At 66.6% G+C, this 17,302-nt stretch carries 16 protein-coding genes; 8 read left to right on the top strand and 8 right to left on the bottom strand.

The window, feature by feature from the left end; genetic code table 11:
* Positions 1-6: 6 nt before the first annotated feature.
* Together FB461_RS07730 and FB461_RS07725 are read right to left on the bottom strand one after the other, a co-directional pair.
* Entirely contained in the window at positions 7-819 is an 813-nt protein-coding gene (locus FB461_RS07730; protein ID WP_246046073.1) for an HAD hydrolase-like protein, read from the bottom strand.
* Between the two features lie 80 nt (positions 820-899).
* Positions 900-1,433 carry a hypothetical protein gene (locus tag FB461_RS07725; RefSeq protein ID WP_142120446.1) on the bottom strand — a complete coding sequence of 178 codons (534 nt, stop codon included), beginning with the start codon at positions 1,431-1,433 and terminating at the stop codon, positions 900-902.
* A gap of 450 nt (positions 1,434-1,883) precedes the next feature.
* Between FB461_RS07725 and groES the strand changes: the two genes are divergently transcribed.
* Positions 1,884-2,177, top strand: coding sequence for a co-chaperone GroES (gene groES / locus FB461_RS07720; protein ID WP_142120444.1), 294 nt, complete (start codon positions 1,884-1,886; stop codon positions 2,175-2,177).
* A gap of 175 nt (positions 2,178-2,352) precedes the next feature.
* On the opposite strand, the gene FB461_RS07715 is transcribed toward groES, so the two are convergent.
* Complete coding sequence (locus FB461_RS07715) at positions 2,353-2,661, bottom strand: WhiB family transcriptional regulator (protein WP_142120442.1); 309 nt, start codon at positions 2,659-2,661, stop codon at positions 2,353-2,355.
* A gap of 225 nt (positions 2,662-2,886) precedes the next feature.
* On the opposite strand from FB461_RS07715, the gene FB461_RS07710 reads away from it, so the two are divergent.
* The 3 genes from FB461_RS07710 (at position 2,887) to FB461_RS07700 (ending at position 6,578) form a co-directional block, all read left to right on the top strand.
* Positions 2,887-4,029, top strand: coding sequence for a MerR family transcriptional regulator (locus tag FB461_RS07710; protein ID WP_142120440.1), 1,143 nt, complete (start codon positions 2,887-2,889; stop codon positions 4,027-4,029).
* Between the two features lie 61 nt (positions 4,030-4,090).
* The gene (gene guaB, locus FB461_RS07705; RefSeq protein WP_142120438.1) at positions 4,091-5,605 is read left to right on the top strand and encodes an IMP dehydrogenase; all 1,515 of its coding nucleotides are present in this window, start codon (positions 4,091-4,093) and stop codon (positions 5,603-5,605) included.
* 94 nt (positions 5,606-5,699) lie between these two features.
* Positions 5,700-6,578, top strand: coding sequence for a pseudouridine synthase (locus FB461_RS07700; protein ID WP_246046072.1), 879 nt, complete (start codon positions 5,700-5,702; stop codon positions 6,576-6,578).
* Positions 6,579-6,708: 130 nt separating this feature from the next.
* Here the strand turns inward: FB461_RS07700 and FB461_RS07695 are convergent, their stop codons facing one another.
* From FB461_RS07695 to FB461_RS07680, 4 genes are all read right to left on the bottom strand, one after another.
* A complete protein-coding gene (locus tag FB461_RS07695; protein ID WP_142120434.1) occupies positions 6,709-8,433 on the bottom strand; it encodes a bifunctional 3'-5' exonuclease/DNA polymerase in 1,725 nt (574 codons plus the stop codon).
* Positions 8,434-8,496: 63 nt separating this feature from the next.
* Positions 8,497-9,111 (bottom strand): EF-Tu/IF-2/RF-3 family GTPase, encoded by a 615-nt coding sequence (locus FB461_RS07690; RefSeq protein ID WP_142120432.1) that lies wholly within the window; start codon positions 9,109-9,111, stop codon positions 8,497-8,499.
* An 81-nt stretch (positions 9,112-9,192) separates the two neighbouring features.
* On the bottom strand, positions 9,193-10,734 hold the full coding sequence (locus FB461_RS07685; RefSeq protein ID WP_142120430.1) for a UDP-N-acetylglucosamine 1-carboxyvinyltransferase: 1,542 nt from the start codon (positions 10,732-10,734) through the stop codon (positions 9,193-9,195).
* 107 nt (positions 10,735-10,841) lie between these two features.
* Complete coding sequence (locus FB461_RS07680) at positions 10,842-11,558, bottom strand: exonuclease domain-containing protein (protein ID WP_142120428.1); 717 nt, start codon at positions 11,556-11,558, stop codon at positions 10,842-10,844.
* A gap of 124 nt (positions 11,559-11,682) precedes the next feature.
* On the opposite strand from FB461_RS07680, the gene FB461_RS07675 reads away from it, so the two are divergent.
* From FB461_RS07675 to FB461_RS07665, 3 genes are read left to right on the top strand one after another with little or no spacing between them, the layout of a single operon-like run.
* Positions 11,683-12,807 carry a GuaB3 family IMP dehydrogenase-related protein gene (locus tag FB461_RS07675; RefSeq protein ID WP_142120426.1) on the top strand — a complete coding sequence of 375 codons (1,125 nt, stop codon included), beginning with the start codon at positions 11,683-11,685 and terminating at the stop codon, positions 12,805-12,807.
* 17 nt (positions 12,808-12,824) lie between these two features.
* On the top strand, positions 12,825-14,546 hold the full coding sequence (locus tag FB461_RS07670; RefSeq protein WP_142120424.1) for a phosphoenolpyruvate--protein phosphotransferase: 1,722 nt from the start codon (positions 12,825-12,827) through the stop codon (positions 14,544-14,546).
* Between the two features lie 26 nt (positions 14,547-14,572).
* A complete protein-coding gene (locus tag FB461_RS07665; protein WP_142120422.1) occupies positions 14,573-15,100 on the top strand; it encodes a heme-binding protein in 528 nt (175 codons plus the stop codon).
* On the opposite strand, the gene FB461_RS07660 is transcribed toward FB461_RS07665, so the two are convergent.
* Entirely contained in the window at positions 15,069-16,109 is a 1,041-nt protein-coding gene (locus tag FB461_RS07660) for a hypothetical protein (protein WP_170222653.1), read from the bottom strand. The genes FB461_RS07665 and FB461_RS07660 overlap by 32 nt on opposite strands.
* Between FB461_RS07660 and FB461_RS07655 the strand changes: the two genes are divergently transcribed.
* On the top strand, positions 16,075-16,905 hold the full coding sequence (locus FB461_RS07655) for an Ig-like domain repeat protein (protein WP_170222652.1): 831 nt from the start codon (positions 16,075-16,077) through the stop codon (positions 16,903-16,905). The genes FB461_RS07660 and FB461_RS07655 overlap by 35 nt on opposite strands.
* Positions 16,906-17,302: the final 397 nt, after the last annotated feature.

Genomic DNA, 17,302 nt, shown 5'->3' with positions numbered 1-17,302 from the left:
CCGTGGCTACGCGGTTGGGCTCGTCAGCGCGGCTGCCACGACCAGGGTGGGCAGCTCGGCGGGAGAGTGCGCGATCAACACGGCACCGGCACCGACGAGTTCTTCCGCGTCGCCGTAGCCCCAGAGCACGCCGATGGTGGCGATGCCGTGGGCGGCCGCGCCCAGGACGTCGAACTTGCGGTCGCCGATCATGATCCGCCGGTCGGGAACGGTGTCCGCGGTGTCCGCCTGGTATGCGGCCTCGCTGTGGTAGACGGCCTCGCCGTGGTATGCGGCCTCGCCGTGCAGAGCGTGCGCGATCACGTCCGCCTTGGAGGTGCGCGTGCCGTCGAGCGACGCGCCGTACACGGCGTCGAGGTGCGGGGCGAGGCCGGAGAGTTGCACGATCCGCTTCGCATACGTCTCGGGTTTGGACGTCGCGACGACGAGTCTTACGCTGCCGGTCGCCGACGATTCGAGTTCGGTACGCATTCGGTCGAGCGCTGCGGGGATACCGGCGAATGCGGCCGACTGATGCATGCCTACGTCGTGGTAATGCTGACGATAGGCAGCAACGACACGGTCCGCGGGCTCGCCCGTGATGCCGAGCGCGTCGAGCGAGTAGTAGATGGGCGGACCGAGGAAGCGGCGCAGTTCGGCCTCCCCGGGGCGCGGGACACCCGCCTCGTCGAATGCTACGCGCAGGCTCGCCAGAATGCCGTCCCCGGAATCGACAAGCGTGCCGTCGAGGTCGATCAGGACGAGTGCTCCCTCGCTGGCGGTGACGCGTTGCGCTGAGATGCCCGCTGCGAGGGTGGAATCTATGGGGTTGCCAGGCACGCAAGAAGTCTTCCATAGTCCGGCCGTGGTCGCGGGATCGGGCAGGTCACCACCCGGTAAAACGAAACTGCGCGCATCGTTCAACCCGAGGATGCGCGCGGCCCGACAAGCTGGTGTTTGGCGTGTGGCTGCTTGACCTTGACCTTGAGGTTCTTAACGCCGTCTAGCTTGTAGTAGTCCGTGCCGGTGAGGCGCAGACGGAAGGTGTAGGTGCCCTTGGTGCGCAGTTTTGCGAACCTCACCGTTGCGCGACCGGTCGTGGCGTTGACGGTGGCTGTCGAGACCCTGACCCACTTCTTGCCCGATTTTCGTTCAAGCACGACCTTGCCGGTGCTGGCGGCAACGACGATCTTCCGGGCTGCTGGAATCTTGCCCTTCTTGACCTTGATCGCCTTGACGTTCCAGCCCGTCACCTTGGATGGGATCGGCTTGACCTTCTTCGCGATGTTGGAGAACTCGAGGTTGTCCAGGTCGACTCGCCACGTACCGCCCACCTTGACGAACGACAGGAATGGAGCGGTCGAGCCTTTACTGCGCCACTGGGGGGGCGAGGTCCTGGTGTAGATCTGCGCGGTGTCGGGCCCCACGGCCCACCCGCGAGACGAGCCGATCATGCTACGCCTGGGGGGATCGGATCGGCAACGCAGGCGCAGATCATCGGAATTCCGCACCTGCCTCCGCGGCGCTCGCAACGCTAGAGCCTGCGGCTCGGCCAGGCCGGACGAGGCATGCTCGCCCGGCCCAGGTCCGTGTGCGGGCGCGCTGTGGTCAGCTATGGGTGATCGATGCGGCCTTCGCGTGCCCCCGGTGTTCCGCCTGCCGAACTGCTGAGCACGCTCGTGAGATGCGCCGTTGTTCGCTCGAGGCATACGGAGTGAACTAGCACTCGCCTTGACCGAGTGCTAATACGGATCTACGCTGTTCAGTAGGTCATCACAGCGGGCGCATGCCCCTGCGGTGACGGATGTACTCCAATAATCCGCACGGCACCCGCGACGACGGGCGGACGATGGCGGAGTGCACCTTTGTCAGTGAATTCCAACTCACGAAAGGGGAGGTCCGCAGTGTCGGTCTCCATCAAGCCACTTGAGGACAGGATCCTCGTGAAGACCCTCGAGGCAGAGGTCACCACCCCCTCGGGCTTCGTTCTCCCGGACTCCGCGAAGGAGAAGCCGCAGGAGGGCGAGGTTCTCGCAGTCGGTCCCGGTCGCATCGATGACAAGGGCAACCGCGTTCCGCTGGACGTTGCCGTCGGTGACAAGGTCATCTACTCCAAGTACGGGGGCACCGAGGTCAAGTACGCGGGTGAGGAGTACCTCATCCTCTCCGCTCGCGACGTGCTCGCGATCGTAGGCTGATCCACCTCAGCTCAACGCTAAGGCCGCTGGCCGCCACCTATCGGGTGGCGGCCAGCGGCCTTTTCTCGTGACTTCTAGAGCACCGGTTAGGGTCGCCGGGCAGTCGATATAACGCGCGCGCGGCAGCCCTAACCGGTGCTCTCGAATGCGTGAAGGTTCGAGAGGTGACGTGTCGTTAGACGGCGCGCACCGAGCGGCGCCCCTTGCGGTCCTGCTCGGCGAGGATTTCAGCCCGCTCGTCCTCGCTCATGCCACCCCACACACCGTAGGGTTCGCGGACGTGGAGCGCGTGCTCGCGGCACTGCTGCAGAACAGGGCACTCGGCGCAGATCGCCTTGGCCGCTTCCGCGCGGCGGCGCCGCGCGGCGCCGCGTTCACCCTCCGGGTGAAAGAACACGGTGTCGTCCACATCCCTGCAGGAACCCTTGTACTGCCATTCCCAAAGATCCATCACTGGGCCGGGGAGCCGCGAAACTTCCGTCATTGTTCTTCCTCCTACTGGGACCGGCCGATCGGCGTTGACGCGACCGCTGGACAATGTATGAACAACTTAGCAAGCGTTGCAAGGGTTGTTCAACCCCTCAGGCGATTTTTCTCATTTCCGGTCGTGACGCACTGTTCGCCCTGTTCAGGGCCATGTTCGCCACAAAGACCGGGCAACATGCCGGTTGCATTGGCGTATCGCGCCCAGGATCGGCAAGATTGTCGTATGACCGACACGCCGCGAAGTGACCGCCGCGAGCCCGCTGCGGAATCTGACAGCGGCGATTCGCCCACCGATGAGGCCGCGGAATCGGAAGCGGTGGGGGACCAGAGTCTGCCGGGACTGACGGTGGCGGCGGTCGCTCAGCGGCTAGGGGTGGCCCCGGCAACGCTTCGCACGTGGGACCGCCGGTACGGTCTTGGTCCTTCAAGCCACAGCGCGGGCGCCCATCGCCGCTACTCACACGAGGACGTCGCCCGGCTCGTCATCATGCGACGCCTCGCGCTCGACGGCGTTGCCCCGCAGGACGCGGCTAAGGCGGCACGTCACGCGGATATCTCCACCGTCACTCCCGAGGCACTCGAAACCGACCTCAAGGGTCTTGCATCGCCGCAGGAATCCTCCTCGGACCAGCGTTCGGAGGCCGGGACCCAGCCGGGTGGCGAGCGCTCCGCCTCGATCCTGCACCTTCCCTCCTCGTCGCATCGCGATGCGGTGACGTCGGCGGCCGTGATCGACGCGGTGCTCGCGGGGCGGCTTGCAGAGTGCCTGTCACTGCTCAGCCTCGGCCTGGGCGACGACCCGGTGGTCTGGTGGCGGACCATCGTGCAGCCCGCGATGGCGCAGTTGGCCATGCGCACGGTGCTCGCGCGGCCTGGTGAGACACCTGAATTGTTGCTGGTCAGCGCGGTCCTGCGGTCCATCGCCGCCTACGTCGTTGTACTCGATGAGGAAGCCGCAAGGCAGGGCGTGCCGCACAGCCACCCGAGCCGGAACAAGAAGATGGTGCTCGTCTTCGTCGCCCCCGGGGATCCCCTCTCGATCAGTGCACACGTGTTCGCGGCGGCGCTCATGCAGCACGACGTCGCGGTGCGCATCGTGACCGGCCCCTCCAACGAGCACCGCGTGCTGGAGGTCGTCACGATGGTTCGGCCCACGGCGACCGTTATGATCTCCGACCTGAGCCACCCCGATCTCGGGCTCGTCCGCGCGTTGCACACGGAAAACCCCGACCTGCCGATCTTCGTGGGACTGCCCGACGACACGGCCGTCGGCGATATCCCGCTGGCCACGACGGTGCAACGGATTCGATCGTTTGAAGGACTCGTCCACGAGGTCCTCGCCGTCGTGGCTGCCAGCGCCAAGTGATCTTGCGCACCCCAGCGGGGACGCGGCCGAATCGTCGGTCAAATCAAAGTAGGATTTCTCCATGACGAACCCGGACAACTCGCGCGATCCCTTCGGCTTCCTCGGCCTCACCTACGACGACGTTCTCCTTCTCCCGGGCGAGACCGACGTCATTCCCTCCGAAGTCGACACCGCGAGCCGGTTCACGCGCGAAATCTCGCTCAAGATCCCGCTCTCGTCCGCGGCCATGGACACCGTGACCGAATCCCGAATGGCCATCGCGATGGCGCGCCAGGGCGGCATCGGAATCATTCATCGCAACCTCTCGATCGAGGAACAGGCACGCCAGGTCGACCTCGTGAAGCGGTCCGAGTCCGGCATGGTTTCCGATCCGGTCACCGTCGCTCCGGACGCCACGCTCGCCGAACTCGATGCCCTGTGCGGCCAGTACCGCGTCTCCGGCCTGCCCGTTGTCGACGGTGACGGCACCCTCCTGGGAATCATCACCAACCGGGACCTGCGATTCGTGGATTCCCGCGAGTTCGCCACTCGCCGCGTCCGCGACGTCATGACCGCTCAGCCCTTGATCACGGCTCCCGTCGGGATTTCCCGTGATGACGCGGCGGCTCTGCTCGCGCGCCACAAGGTCGAGAAACTCCCTCTCGTTGACGAGGCGGGTCGGCTCGGAGGGCTCATCACAGTGAAGGACTTCGTGAAGTCCGAGCAGTATCCCGATGCCACGAAGGATGCCGAGGGTCGCCTGGTCGTCGGGGCCGCGATCGGCTTCTTCGGCGAGGCCTACGAGCGAGCGACCGCGCTGGTCGAGGCTGGCGTCGACGTGCTCGTCGCCGACACCGCCAACGGCCACGCGCGCCTCCTGCTCGAGATGATCGCCAGACTCAAGGCCGATCCGGCCATGCGCCACGTGCAGATCATCGGCGGGAACGTCGCGACGCGGGCCGGCGCGCAGGCGCTCGTCGACGCCGGTGCTGACGCCGTCAAGGTCGGCGTCGGTCCCGGATCGATCTGCACTACGCGCGTCGTCGCCGGCGTCGGAGTCCCGCAGGTCACCGCCATCTACGAGGCCTCCCTCGCGTGCCGCCCGGCCGGCGTGCCCGTTATCGGCGATGGTGGCCTACAGTATTCAGGCGACATCGCCAAGGCGCTCGTCGCGGGAGCCGACTCGGTCATGCTCGGCTTGCTCCTCGCTGGTTGCGACGAATCGCCGGGAGAACTCGTCTTCGTCAATGGCAAGCAGTACAAGCACTACCGGGGCATGGGATCGCTTGGCGCCATGGCGTCGCGCGGCAAGGTGTCGTACTCGAAGGACCGCTACTTCCAGGCCGACGTCAACTCGGACGACAAGATCGTCCCCGAGGGCATCGAAGGGCAGGTTCCCTATCGCGGTCCGCTGGGAGCCGTCGCCTATCAGCTCATCGGTGGCCTGCACCAGTCGATGTTCTACGTCGGTGCCCACACAATCCCGCAGTTGCAGGAGCGCGGCAAGTTCGTGCGCATCACCGCCGCAGGACTCAAGGAGTCGCACCCTCACGACATCAAGATGACGGTCGAAGCGCCGAACTACACGGGGCGATGAGGCAAGCGGCTTGAGACGACACCGGGCGGCCAGGCGAAGACTACCGCCCCTGCCGTTGCGCGGCGGCGTCGGCCCGGTGCGCTTGCAGATCCCCTTGGGATCTTGGTCGACCCTGGACGAGTATCTCGCGTGGCGTCTGCCGGATGACCTCGATTCCCTGCCCGCCAAGTTCGCGGCTCGCGAAGTCGTGGACGAACTCGGGCGGCCGCTCAATCCGTCGTCGCCCGCCGTCACCGGCTCCCTCGTGTACCTCTACCGCGACCCGCCTCCCGAGGTGCCCGTTCCCTTCGAGGTCGAGGTGCTGTACCAGGATCCGCGCATCGTCGTCATCGACAAGCCGCACTTCCTCGCTACCACCCCACGTGGCTCCCACATTCGCGAGACGGCCCTCGTTCGGGTGCGCACATTGCTCGACCTGCCCGAGCTCAGCCCCGTGCACCGGCTCGACCGGTTGACCGCGGGGGTGCTCGTCCTCACCACGCGGCGCGAATACCGCGGGCCGTACCAGACGCTGTTCCAGCAGCGCGAGGTCGACAAGACCTATGAGGCTGTGGCGGCCCTGCGGCCCGATCTGGAACTGCCGCGCGTCGTCCGCTCGCGAATGCAGAAGATCGAGGGCGTCGCCCAGGCGTACGAGGAGCCGGGGCAGCCGAACAGCGAGACCCTCGTAGAGATAGACCGCGAACTGGGCGACGGTCTGGCGCGTTACCGGCTCACCCCGCATACGGGCAAGACCCACCAGCTTCGGGTGCATATGGCCTCGCTCGGGATCGGCATCCTGGGCGATCCGCTGTACCCGGAGCCGCGCGAGGTCGCCATCGACGACTTCAGCGACCCGCTCCAGCTGCTCGCCAAGACACTGCGCTTCACCGACCCGCTCACGGCTAGGCAGCACGAGTTCGTGAGCACGCGCCAACTCGCCGTTGCGCAACCTGCCTCTGTCCGATGCGAACCCGATGATCCACGCGGTTGACCGACACATAATTCAGTTCGGCCTATGAAATACACCTGGGCGAACTGAACTATCGTCCCCCGAACCGTCCGATTCTAGCGATCTGAGGGTAGCTTTCCGGCCCACGGAACGACCGTTGCGGTGAGCCTCGCTACTTCGCCTCGGCGTAGTTCTCGACCACGGAGACGCTCAGGGGGAATTCGACGTCGATCTCGCCGAACAGCAACCGGGCCGCCTCCGTCGCCGCCTCGCGCACAAGGGTCGCGACCTCCGCCGCAAAGGCCGCGGGGGTGTGAAGTATTACCTCGTCGTGGAGGAAGAACACGAGCGCCGGGGATCCGCCGGTCTCCGGATCGACGCCCAGCCCGCGCAATCGGTTTCGCACGAGGGCGAGCCAGCACAGTGCCCATTCGGCGGCGGTGCCCTGCACAACGAAGTTCCGCGTGAACCGGCCCCATGACCGGGCTGACGAACGTGCGTGAGCCGCGCCGGAGGGATCGTCCTCGTATCCCTCGCTCTGCGCCGCGTTCCACGCGCTTCCTGGCCGCGGGGATGTCCGGCCGAGCCAGGTCGTGACCTGCCCGCCGCGCTCGCCGACCTCGGCGGCGCGCTCCACGAGGCCGATCGCGTCGGGAAAGGCCCTGCGCAGGTTGGGCAAGACCTGGCCCGAAACCCCCTGCGTACCGCCATACATCGCCCCGAGCATGCCGTATTTGGCCTGCTTCCGGGTCTCGACGGCACCGGATTCGACGATGCCCTCGTACATATCGGCGGACCTGCCAGCGCGCGCCATCGCCGTGTCGCCAGAGATGGCGGCGAGTATGCGTGGCTCGAGTTGCGCCGCGTCGGCGACCACGAACGTCCAGCCCTCGTCGGCCCTCACGGCGCCGCGCACCTGGTGGGGAAGCTGCAACGCGCCACCGCCGTCGGAGGCCCACCGCCCCGTCACCACGCCGCCAACCACGTAGATCGGGCGGAAGCGCCCGTTGCGCACCCACGTGTCGAGCCACCGCCACCCGTTCGCCGTCCACAGCCTGCTGAGTTTCTTATACCGCAGCACCAAGGCGGCGGCGGGATGATCCAGGTCGCGTAGTTCCCAGGATCGAGTCGAGTCGACGTTGAGGCCCGCCCGGCGAAGGCCGCGCAACAAATCTGCCGGGGAGTCCGGATTGACGTCGCCCACGCCCAGGACTTCCTGGATCTGGCGGGCCAGCTCCGCCAGTTTCGCCGGCCGGTATCCATCCGCGGGGCGCGATCCGAGCGCCTCGCTCAGGATCGCGTCATGCAGGTCGGTGCGCCAGGGGATGCCCGCTGCGGTCATTTCCGCGGCGACCAGTGCGCCCGCGGATTCCGCTGCGACCAGCAACCTAAGCCGCTCGCGCGCGCCGGGCGCGGCGGATTCCAGCGCCTCGCACTGGGAATGCAACTCGGACACCAGATCGGCAACGCCGATGTTGGCGGCGGGTGTGCCGGCGACCTCATTCGCCTCGAAGAGAGCGCCATCGGCCTCATGCGGAGGCGGAGCAGGACCGTCCCACGCGCCGGCTGCGCCGGCGGCGAGTGCACTGGTCGCGGTCCACTTAGCGCTGCGCAAGATACGGTGCGCGAGTCGCAGATCGTGGCACCGGCTCACCGTGACCTCCCGCCGCAACAGCTCGGGATAGAGCGGTGCAGTGTCCGCCCAGACCCAGCGCGGAGGTCGGTCGCCGGCCTCGGCTTCCAGCACGAATTGCGCGAGCGAGCCTTCCCCGATGGTTCGCGCCTCGGTTACGTCGAAGCTCGGTGGGCCGTCCGCGCGCTTCGAGCGCCAGGTGACATCAGTGACGGCGAAGGTGTCCGTGCCCGCCGGATGCAGGACGAGATAGCGCGTTTGCATGGGAATATCTCCCCGGCTCGCAGCGACGCCGCCGGTATGGCGATGTCACGTTGGTGGCCCAGGTCAGCCGCGCAGGTCGTCTCCGCGGCGAAAATCGGATTGCTGTGCGCCCGCGAGCAGCAGGCCGACGGTGTCCCCGGCCGATGCCGTATCCAGGCGCTTGCGGAAGGCCTCGATACCAGTGATGCGGTATGTGCCGAGCGCGGCCGGTCCCCGGTGGAGGGTTACGCTCTGGCCGCCGCGTACCTGGCCCGATGCGACCGTACCGGTTACGACGGTGCCGCGACCCGCGATGGTGAAGGCGTCATCCACGGGCAGGGAGAATCCGTGCGCTGACCCACCGTCGGTCGATCCAGTTGCTGCGGGCACCGTCCGAGGCGTGACCGCCGTTGCGTCCTGCAACCGCCTGGCATTCTGCCGCGCAATCCGGAGTAGCAACGGCACCGAGGTCACCGCGACGACCACGAGAAGTGCGGTGCCGATCGTTGGGGGTATGAGCTCAAGCGCGAAAGTCGCCACGACTATCGCCGTAATAATGAGCGCCTCGGCGAAGGCGAAGCGGAGCATCGAGGTGGCATTCGCCTTCTCGGCTTCCTCTCGCGTCAGCGGCAGAGCCGAAGGAGTCGAACCCGGGATAGGGTTTGGGATCTTGGGGGACCCATCGGGGTAGTGCGCCATTGCTTTCCCTTTCTCCGTTCGGATGAGCTGCGGCGCGCGCGCGGGGTTCGGATGAGCTGCGGCACGCGCGTACCGGCGGGTTCAGTCGCGGAAGGTCTCGATGCGAGCGCCGAGCTCTTCGAGGCGCTGCGCCAGTTGCTCGTAGCCGCGGGCGATGATGTCGACGTTGCGCAGCACCGATTCGCCGCGGGCGGCGAGCATGGCGAGCAGGATGACGACAGCGGGTCGAAGCGCCGGGGGACAGATAACCTCGGATCCGACCCAGTGCGTGGGGCCGTTGACGTTTAGGCGGTGGGCGTCGAGCAGGCGGACGTCCGCCCCGAGGCGCGTGAGGTCGGTCAGGTGGATCGCGCGGTTCTCGTAGACCCAGTCGTGCACCAGGGTGTTCCCCTCGGCGCAGGCCGCGATGACCACGAAGAACGGCAGGTTGTCGATGTTGAGGCCGGGGAACGGCATCGGGTGGATCTTGTCGTGCGGGGCGACGAGGTCGCTCGGGTACACGGTGACGTCGACGAGGCGGGTGCGTCCGTTGTGCGACAGGTATTCGGGAGTGAGGCTGAAACCGAGGTTCATCTCGGCGAGCGTCGCGAGCTCGATCTCCATGAACTCGATGGGCACGCGGGTGACGGTGATCTCGGAGTTCGTGACGATACCGGCGGTCAGCAGGCTCATCGCCTCGACAGGATCCTCCGAGACGACGTATTCGACATCCGCATCGAAGGTGGGCTTTCCGGTGATGCGCAACGTCGTCGTGCCGATGCCATCGATCTGCACGCCGAGCAGTTCGAGGTAGAAGCAGAGGTCCTGCACCATGTAGTTGGGGCTCGCGTTGCGGATGACCGTCACGCCGTCGTGGCGCGCGGCGGCCATGATGGCGTTCTCCGTCACCGTGTCACCGCGCTCGGTGAGGATGATCTGCAGATCGGTGGACGCCGCCTGATTGGCGACTGCGTGGTAGGCGCCAGCCTTGGCCGTCACTTCGAGCCCGAAGGGACGCAGGGCGATCAGGTGCGGCTCGATCGTGCGCTTGCCGAGGTCGCAGCCGCCCGCGTAGGGAAGCTCGAACTCCTCCAGGCGCGCCAGCAGCGGGCCGAAGAACATGATGACCGAACGTGTGCGGCGAGCCGCGTCGGCGTCGATCGCCGACATATCCAGGTCGTCCGGCACGTTGATCGTGACGTCGCGGCCATCGGCGGACCATTCGACCTGAGCGCCGATCGAGCGCAGGACCGCGATGATCCGCTCCACCTCGACGATGCGGGCGACGTTGCGCAGCGTCGAGGTCCCGCGGTTGAGCAGGGAGGCGCACAGGAGTGCCACCGCGGCATTCTTGGACGAGTTGACCGCGATGCTTCCGCTGAGCGGTTTGCCACCGAGCACACGCAGGTGCTGGTGCTTGGACGGGCCGAACGAGATGAGCTCGGAATCGAGGGCACCGGAGATGCGGGTGAGCATCTCGAGCGTCACGTTCTGCGAACCCTGCTCGATGCGGGCGACGGCGCTCTGGCTGGTCGCGAGCTTCTCGGCGAGTTGCGCCTGCGTCAGCCCCCGATGGAGGCGGGCAGCCCGCACGAGCGAGCCGATTTGCGCGAGGTTGTCAGCGGGAGCGTCAACAGCAGTCATATCGCTAGCGTATACCTCGAGTGATGTAGATGTTGTGAAAGATCGCGAATTTGTGGTGAAGTGCGCCGATCGATCCGCCGCAGCAACTCATCTGTGAGATAGAGCCGCTAAGCGGGCAGCCATTCCTCGGAAGCGCCCGGGCCTGAAAAGCCCTGCCCTTCTCGCCACTGATTGAAGTTCTGCGCCCACTCCCGGTGGGCCGTGTGCTGGAAGCTCTGCAGGTCCGTGAGTGACTGCTCGCCGAGTTCCGGGAACTTCGCCGCGATCCTCGCCAGGACGTGAAGCGTGACGGTAGCATCGGCGGCCGCGTCGTGCAGAGCGTCTTCGATGTCGATGCCATAGACCTCGGCAAGCACGCCAAGAGTGCGCTTCCCCCGCCGGTACCTGTCGAATGCGCGATCCAACACCAAGGGATCTATCACATGGAGCGGCGCACCCTGCAGGCGCTCAGACAGCGTCGCCAGGCCGTGGTGCCGCAGGTTGTTGTCGAGCAGCGTCAGGTCGTATGCCGCGTTGAATACCACCACAGGGGCGCCGCCCAGTGCGTGGCCGGCGAGCGCCTGGGCGATCTCGTCCAAACCCGCCCTGGCGACCTGCCCATGCTCGCGGGCGTGGGCGGTGGAGATGCCGTGGACGGAGGTCGCGCCAGCTGGAATCTCGATGCCAGGGTCGAGCAGCCAGTGCTTGGTGGCCTCGACCTCGCCGCCGGGAACCGCGACGACCTGTGCGGCCGTGACGATCCGATCGCGGCTCACATCCACCCCGGTCGTCTCGGTGTCGAACGAAACGTGCGGTAGTCCCAGCCAACTTGTCGCCGTCGTCATCGCATCTCCCTCGCATTGCGCCGGCCTGCCTGCCGGGCGCGTCCTGAAGTAGTAGTACCACGATCGTCGGACACCGACGCGACGGCGGCCGTGAGATAGGTGTGCCAGCAGGTAGGCTGGCAGGGTGAGCAATGAAGTGGAAATCGGACGCGGCAAGCGCGCGCGGCGCGCATACTCATTCGACGACGTGGCGGTAGTGCCCTCGCGTCGCACCCGTGACCCCCAGGACGTGTCGACCTCCTGGCAGATCGACGCCTACCACTTCGACCTCCCGATCATCGCCGCCCCGATGGACTCAGTCATGTCGCCCCAGACGGCGGTGCAGTTCGGCCAGCTCGGCGGGCTCGGCGTGCTCGATCTCGAGGGCCTGTGGACCAGGTACGACGACCCCACCGAGCAACTCGCGGAAATAGCGCAGTTGCCGAGCGATGAAGCCACCCGCCGCATGCAGGCGCTGTACTCGGCACCCATTGACCCCGACCTCATCACCCAGCGCTTGCGGGAGATCCGGGCGACTGGCGTCACCGTTGCCGGCGCCCTGACGCCGGCCCGAACCCAGCAGTTCTACAAGACGGTCGTGGACGCCGGCGTGGACATATTCGTCATCCGCGGCACCACCGTGTCGGCCGAGCATGTGTCCGCTAACGCGGAGCCGCTCAACCTCAAGCGCTTCATCTACGAACTCGACGTGCCGGTCATCGTGGGCGGGGCGGCCACCTACACCGCGGCCCTGCACCTGATGCGGACCGGAGCCGCGGGAGTGCTCGTCGGATTCGGCGGCGGAGCGGCGCATACGACGCGCGTCTCGCTGGGCATCCACGCACCGATGGCCACGGCCGTGGCCGATGTGGCTGCCGCGCGCCGCGACTACCTCGACGAATCCGGGGGCCGCTACGTCCACGTGATCGCGGACGGCGCCGTCGGACGCTCGGGCGACATGGTCAAGGCGATCGCCTGCGGCGCCGACGCAGTCATGATCGGCGCCGGCCTCGCGCGCGCGGCCGAGGCGCCAGGCCAGGGCTGGCACTGGGGCCCGGAAGCCCACCACAGCCAGCTACCGCGAGGCGAGCGCGTACGCGTCGGTACGACCGGCACGCTGGACGAGATCCTGTTCGGCCCATCCGGCCGCGCCGACGGCACGCTCAACATCGTCGGTGCCCTGCGACGGGCCATGGCCACGACCGGATACTCCGATGTCAAGGAGTTCCAGCGCGTCGAGGTCGTCGTATCGCCGTATCTACCAGGCTGAGGCGCGGCGGACCATCGATGGCAGTTGAAGGAGACGCCCGCGCCTGGCACGGCGTCGGTGTGGGACGAGCCGGTGCCGTTGGCCCGGTGGTGCAGGTTCGCTCCGCCCCGCGCGTGGCGTCCGACACCCCGGTGCTCATCGATGGCATTCCAGCAGGACGCTGGGCGGTCCGCTCCGTCGTGGCGGACGCGTTCGCCACGGTTGCCGCGGGACTGCGCCAGCGTGCTGCCCGCAGCGACAGCCAGGCACGGCCCATATTCGAATCGGCCGCCGAACTAGCCGACGACAGGGCGCTCCAGTCCGAAGTGCTGGCGCGAGTGGCCGACGGCGAGCCACCGGTCGCAGCGATCGACGCGGTCATCGCCGGATTCGCCAGTTACCTCACCGCTGCCGGCGACTACCCGGCCGCCCGGGAGGCCGACCTCCAGGCCGTGCGCGACCGCGTAGTCGCGCAGATCCTCGGCTATCCGCAGCCGGGCGTCCCCGAACTGATCGAGCCGTCCGTGGTGGTGGCCAGGGAATTGTCGCTTGCGGAGATCTCGTCCCTGAACCAGGACTGCGTGCTCGCCATCGTCACCGAACTGGGCGGGCCCACCAGCCACGCGGCGATCTTTGCCGGGCAACTGGAGGTACCCTGCATCGTCCAGGCCGGGGGAGTGACGTCGCTGCCCGACGGGGTCATGGTTGCGGTCGACGCCACCACCGGCGCCATCACACTCGACCCGACCCAGTCCGAGCGCGATGACCTCGAACGCCGCCGCGCCGCCATGCTCACCCTGCTGTCCGACACGGCCGCTGGCGCAACCCGAGACGGCCACGCTGTGGCGCTCGAAGCGAATATCTCGGCTGTCGCGGATGCGGAACGCCTGGTGGGAAACTCGGTTGAGGGAGTGGGCCTCTACCGCACTGAATCCATGTTCCTCGACCGCATGGTCGCCCCCACGCTGACCGAGCAGTGCGACGCCTACATGCGCGTGCTGGCGGCCATGGACGGCAAGCCCGTGACCATCCGGACCGTCGACGGGGGTGCCGACAAGCCGCTGAAGTTCCTCGGTATCAGCCCTGAGACGCTCGACGGCATGCACCACGGGCTCGGGATTCGCGGCTACCGGCTCACGAGCCTGTACCCCGAGATCCTTGAGGTGCAACTGCGGGCGCTCGCCGAGGCGCAGGAACTCACCGGTCGACCCGTGCGCGTCATGGCACCGATGGTCACGACGGCGCGTGAGGCCCGGGAGTTCGCAAAACTCGCGCGGAATGCGGGTATCGCCCAGGTGGGCGTGATGGTCGAGGTGCCGTCTGCTGCCTTGCGCGCCGGGCAGATTCTCGACGAGGTCGATTTCATCTCGATCGGCACCAACGATCTGGCGCAGTACACGATGGCGGCCGACCGCACGCTGGGCGAACTCGACGACCTGCTCAGCCCGTGGCAACCCGCCGTCCTCGACCTGATCGCGATGGCGACGCGCGCCGGGCGCGAACGCGCGAAACCCGTGGCTGTATGCGGGGAACTCGCATCCGACCCCGTGCTCGCGCTCGTCCTCGTCGGGCTCGGCGCGGGCAGCCTTTCGATGGCGCCGGGCGCTATCGCTCCGGTCCGCCACGCGATTCGTCGGCACACCGCCAAACAAACCCGCGCCATCGCGCACGCGGCTATGGAGCAGGCCGGACCCGCGCAGGCATTTCAGGCCGCTCTGGCGCTCGTAGACCCGCGCGTCCGCGGCGATCTAGGGTTGTAACGGACTCTCTCACGAAGGGGTGACGCATGGGAACGATCGATCTGCACAAGTCTGATTGGAGTGAACTCACCGCCGAGGTCATCGAGACGCAGGAACGAGAAGCGGTGCTACCTCGCTTCTCCGTGCCCGATGCTCACTGGCTCGGCAGGCGCATCGTCGAGCTGTCGAGCGATCTCGCGCCGAAGATCACGGTGAGCGTGCGTCACGGTCGCCGTCAGGCCTTCCTGCTCGCCGGTGAGGAGACAGTTCTCGACAACGAGTTCTGGATCCGTCGCAAGATCAACACCGTGGAGCGCCTCGGCATGGCATCGCTGCGCGCCGGACGCCGCAACACCACGCGCACCGAGGCGGAGTTCTATGCCTATCGCGGGCTCGATCCGCTCGACTACGTCATCCACGGTGGCGCGTTCCCGATCCATGTCGACGGGGTCGGGCTGGTTGGGGTTGTGGCGGTTTCCGGTCTGTCACAGGAAGTCGATCACACCCTGGCGTTCGAGGGCCTGATCGACCTGCGCGATTGGCTTACCAGTCCTCGCCGGGAACCGTCAGTGTGACGGTGTTCGATGTGGCGTACGTCGTCGGCCAATTGCTGTAGAGGCTGTCCACCCAGGCGACTTTCACGTTCGTCGAGAAATCTTCGCTCTCCCAGTTGCGCGCGCAGAACGGAATCCTGAACTGGCGAGAGGTGTTGTTCCGGAGATCGATGGTCTCGCTGTCATCGTCGTAGTCGGAATCCCAGAAGGTCAGCTTCAGGTATCCGTACGGCGCGGATGATCGCCGGGTCACCGTCGCCGTGGCGCAGCCGTAGTAGTCGCTCGCCCGCGCCCGGTCAAGGGTGAGGCTCAGCGCCTCGTTGAGGTACACCGTCGCCGACTTGCTCTGGGGAGCTTGGCTCTTTGTCCCGCTCCAGGATGCGTAGATGGAGACTGTGTCGCTGGGCATGGCGAAGGCGCCGGTGGCCTGGCCCGACTTGTTAGTCTTCAGGACGAATTTGCGCGAGTACGAGGAGTTCCATCCGCTGATGGATACGGTGACCGGCTTGTTCTTGAGCCCTGCGTACTTCTTGCTCTTCTTGACTCTGAGCGAGACGGATACCTTGCAGTTGACTCCCGCATCCGATCGGGAGTTACAGACACTCAGGGAAAGCGCTGTCGGTATGTATTTCCGCGATATGACGGCGCCTTGGTACGCGGATCGGTAGTGCCACTTTCGTCCCTGATACCAGGCGCTGATGGAGACGGCGTTGGAGGGCATCTTTATGACGAGTGCTCCGATGCCCTTCTTGTTTGTGCGAACCTTCTTGGTCTTCCACTTCGTCTTGCCCTTGGCGTCCTGCCACGTGGCGGGCAGCCACTCGATCACAGTGCGGTACCTCGGGGACGCATGGTACTCGTCCAGCGCGACCGCGGCGGCAACCGTGACGGTCACCGCACCGCCCGTGATCGATCCGGCACTGGTCGTGCCAGCTTCGGTTGACCCGGGCCGTCCGACCACGATCACCGGTACGGGTTTCGCGCCGAAGGAGACGGTGACGTTCTCCTGGACGCACGTGCCGGCGCTCACTGACGAGTGGACCGCTACGGCGAATGCCGGCGGGCAAGTCTCGACGGTGGTCACGTTGCCGCGCGCTACTGCTGACGGTAGTTACACCCTGCGCGCGGTGGGCAGCGTGTCCGCCACGCCGATCACGGCCGCGGTCGTGGTGTCAGCTGTGATGCTGGCATCGGAGACTGCCTTCCTGGCGGTTCCCACCGAGCTCAGCACGGAGGATGCGCTGACCGTCCAGGTCGGTGTCACCGAAGGCGCAACGGGCACGGTGGAACTGTTCGACGGAGCGCAGTCGCTGGCGTCGGCAACGCTCGACGAGGATTCGATCGCCACTCTGGGTGGCGGCAAGCTCTCGGCAGGCAGCCACACGCTGACCGTGAAGTACTCGGGTGACGAATGGTACGCGAACAGCGTCACCGGTGCGGTCACCGTGACGGTCACCGCACCGTCTGTGCCCGAACCGGAGGAGACGGTGAAGGTGGCCGTGCCCGTGCTTTCGAAGGCATCGCAGGCCTACCAGTCTGTGACCGCCAAGCGGGCGACCATCAGCACCACGGTCTCGGGCGCGACAAGCGGGACTGTCACGTTCCGCGCGGGCAACACTGTCCTCGGCACGGCACTGGTGGTCAAGTCCGGTTCGGCCTACCCGGCGACCCTGCGCCTGCCCGCTACGCTCAAGATCGGTTCGTACACCAACCTGACCGCGACGCTGGTGACAGGCAAGACGTCAGTCACCTCCACGGCTTCGGGGGCAACGTTCAAGGTCGTCAAGGCGACGACCGCGAAGGTCACGGTCAAGGCCAAGAAGTAACGCTCGCGGTCCCCACGCTACCGGCGCATCGGCGCCGGTAGCGTGGGGCCACAAGCTCTGCGGCTCACCCGCGCGCGCCGGACAACGGCAAGGGGCGGGTGAGCCGCAGTTTTTGCGACGCGGGTAAGGCAGCGCGATTCGCGCGCATCCGCGATATGGACACCCGTTGTACCTTGCGGGATGGAACCAGGCCGACTGGCATACTCTTTCGAGCGCGTAAACAATCATGGAAAGGGCAGCGAATATGCTACGTGAACTGTTTTCGAGGGAAGAGTTCGATCGACGTTCGGCGTTCTGGCGGATTTCTGCCGCAGTGGTGGCAGGCCTGATCGCAGGCGCTATTCTTTCGCAGATCGCCTACGGCTCACCCTTGGGCTGGTACTCCCTGTTCTTACCG

The sequence above is a fragment of the Rarobacter faecitabidus genome (assembly GCF_006716265.1).
GTDB classification, from domain to species: domain Bacteria; phylum Actinomycetota; class Actinomycetes; order Actinomycetales; family Cellulomonadaceae; genus Rarobacter; species Rarobacter faecitabidus.
This window is presented reverse-complemented; position numbering and strand designations above follow the sequence as displayed.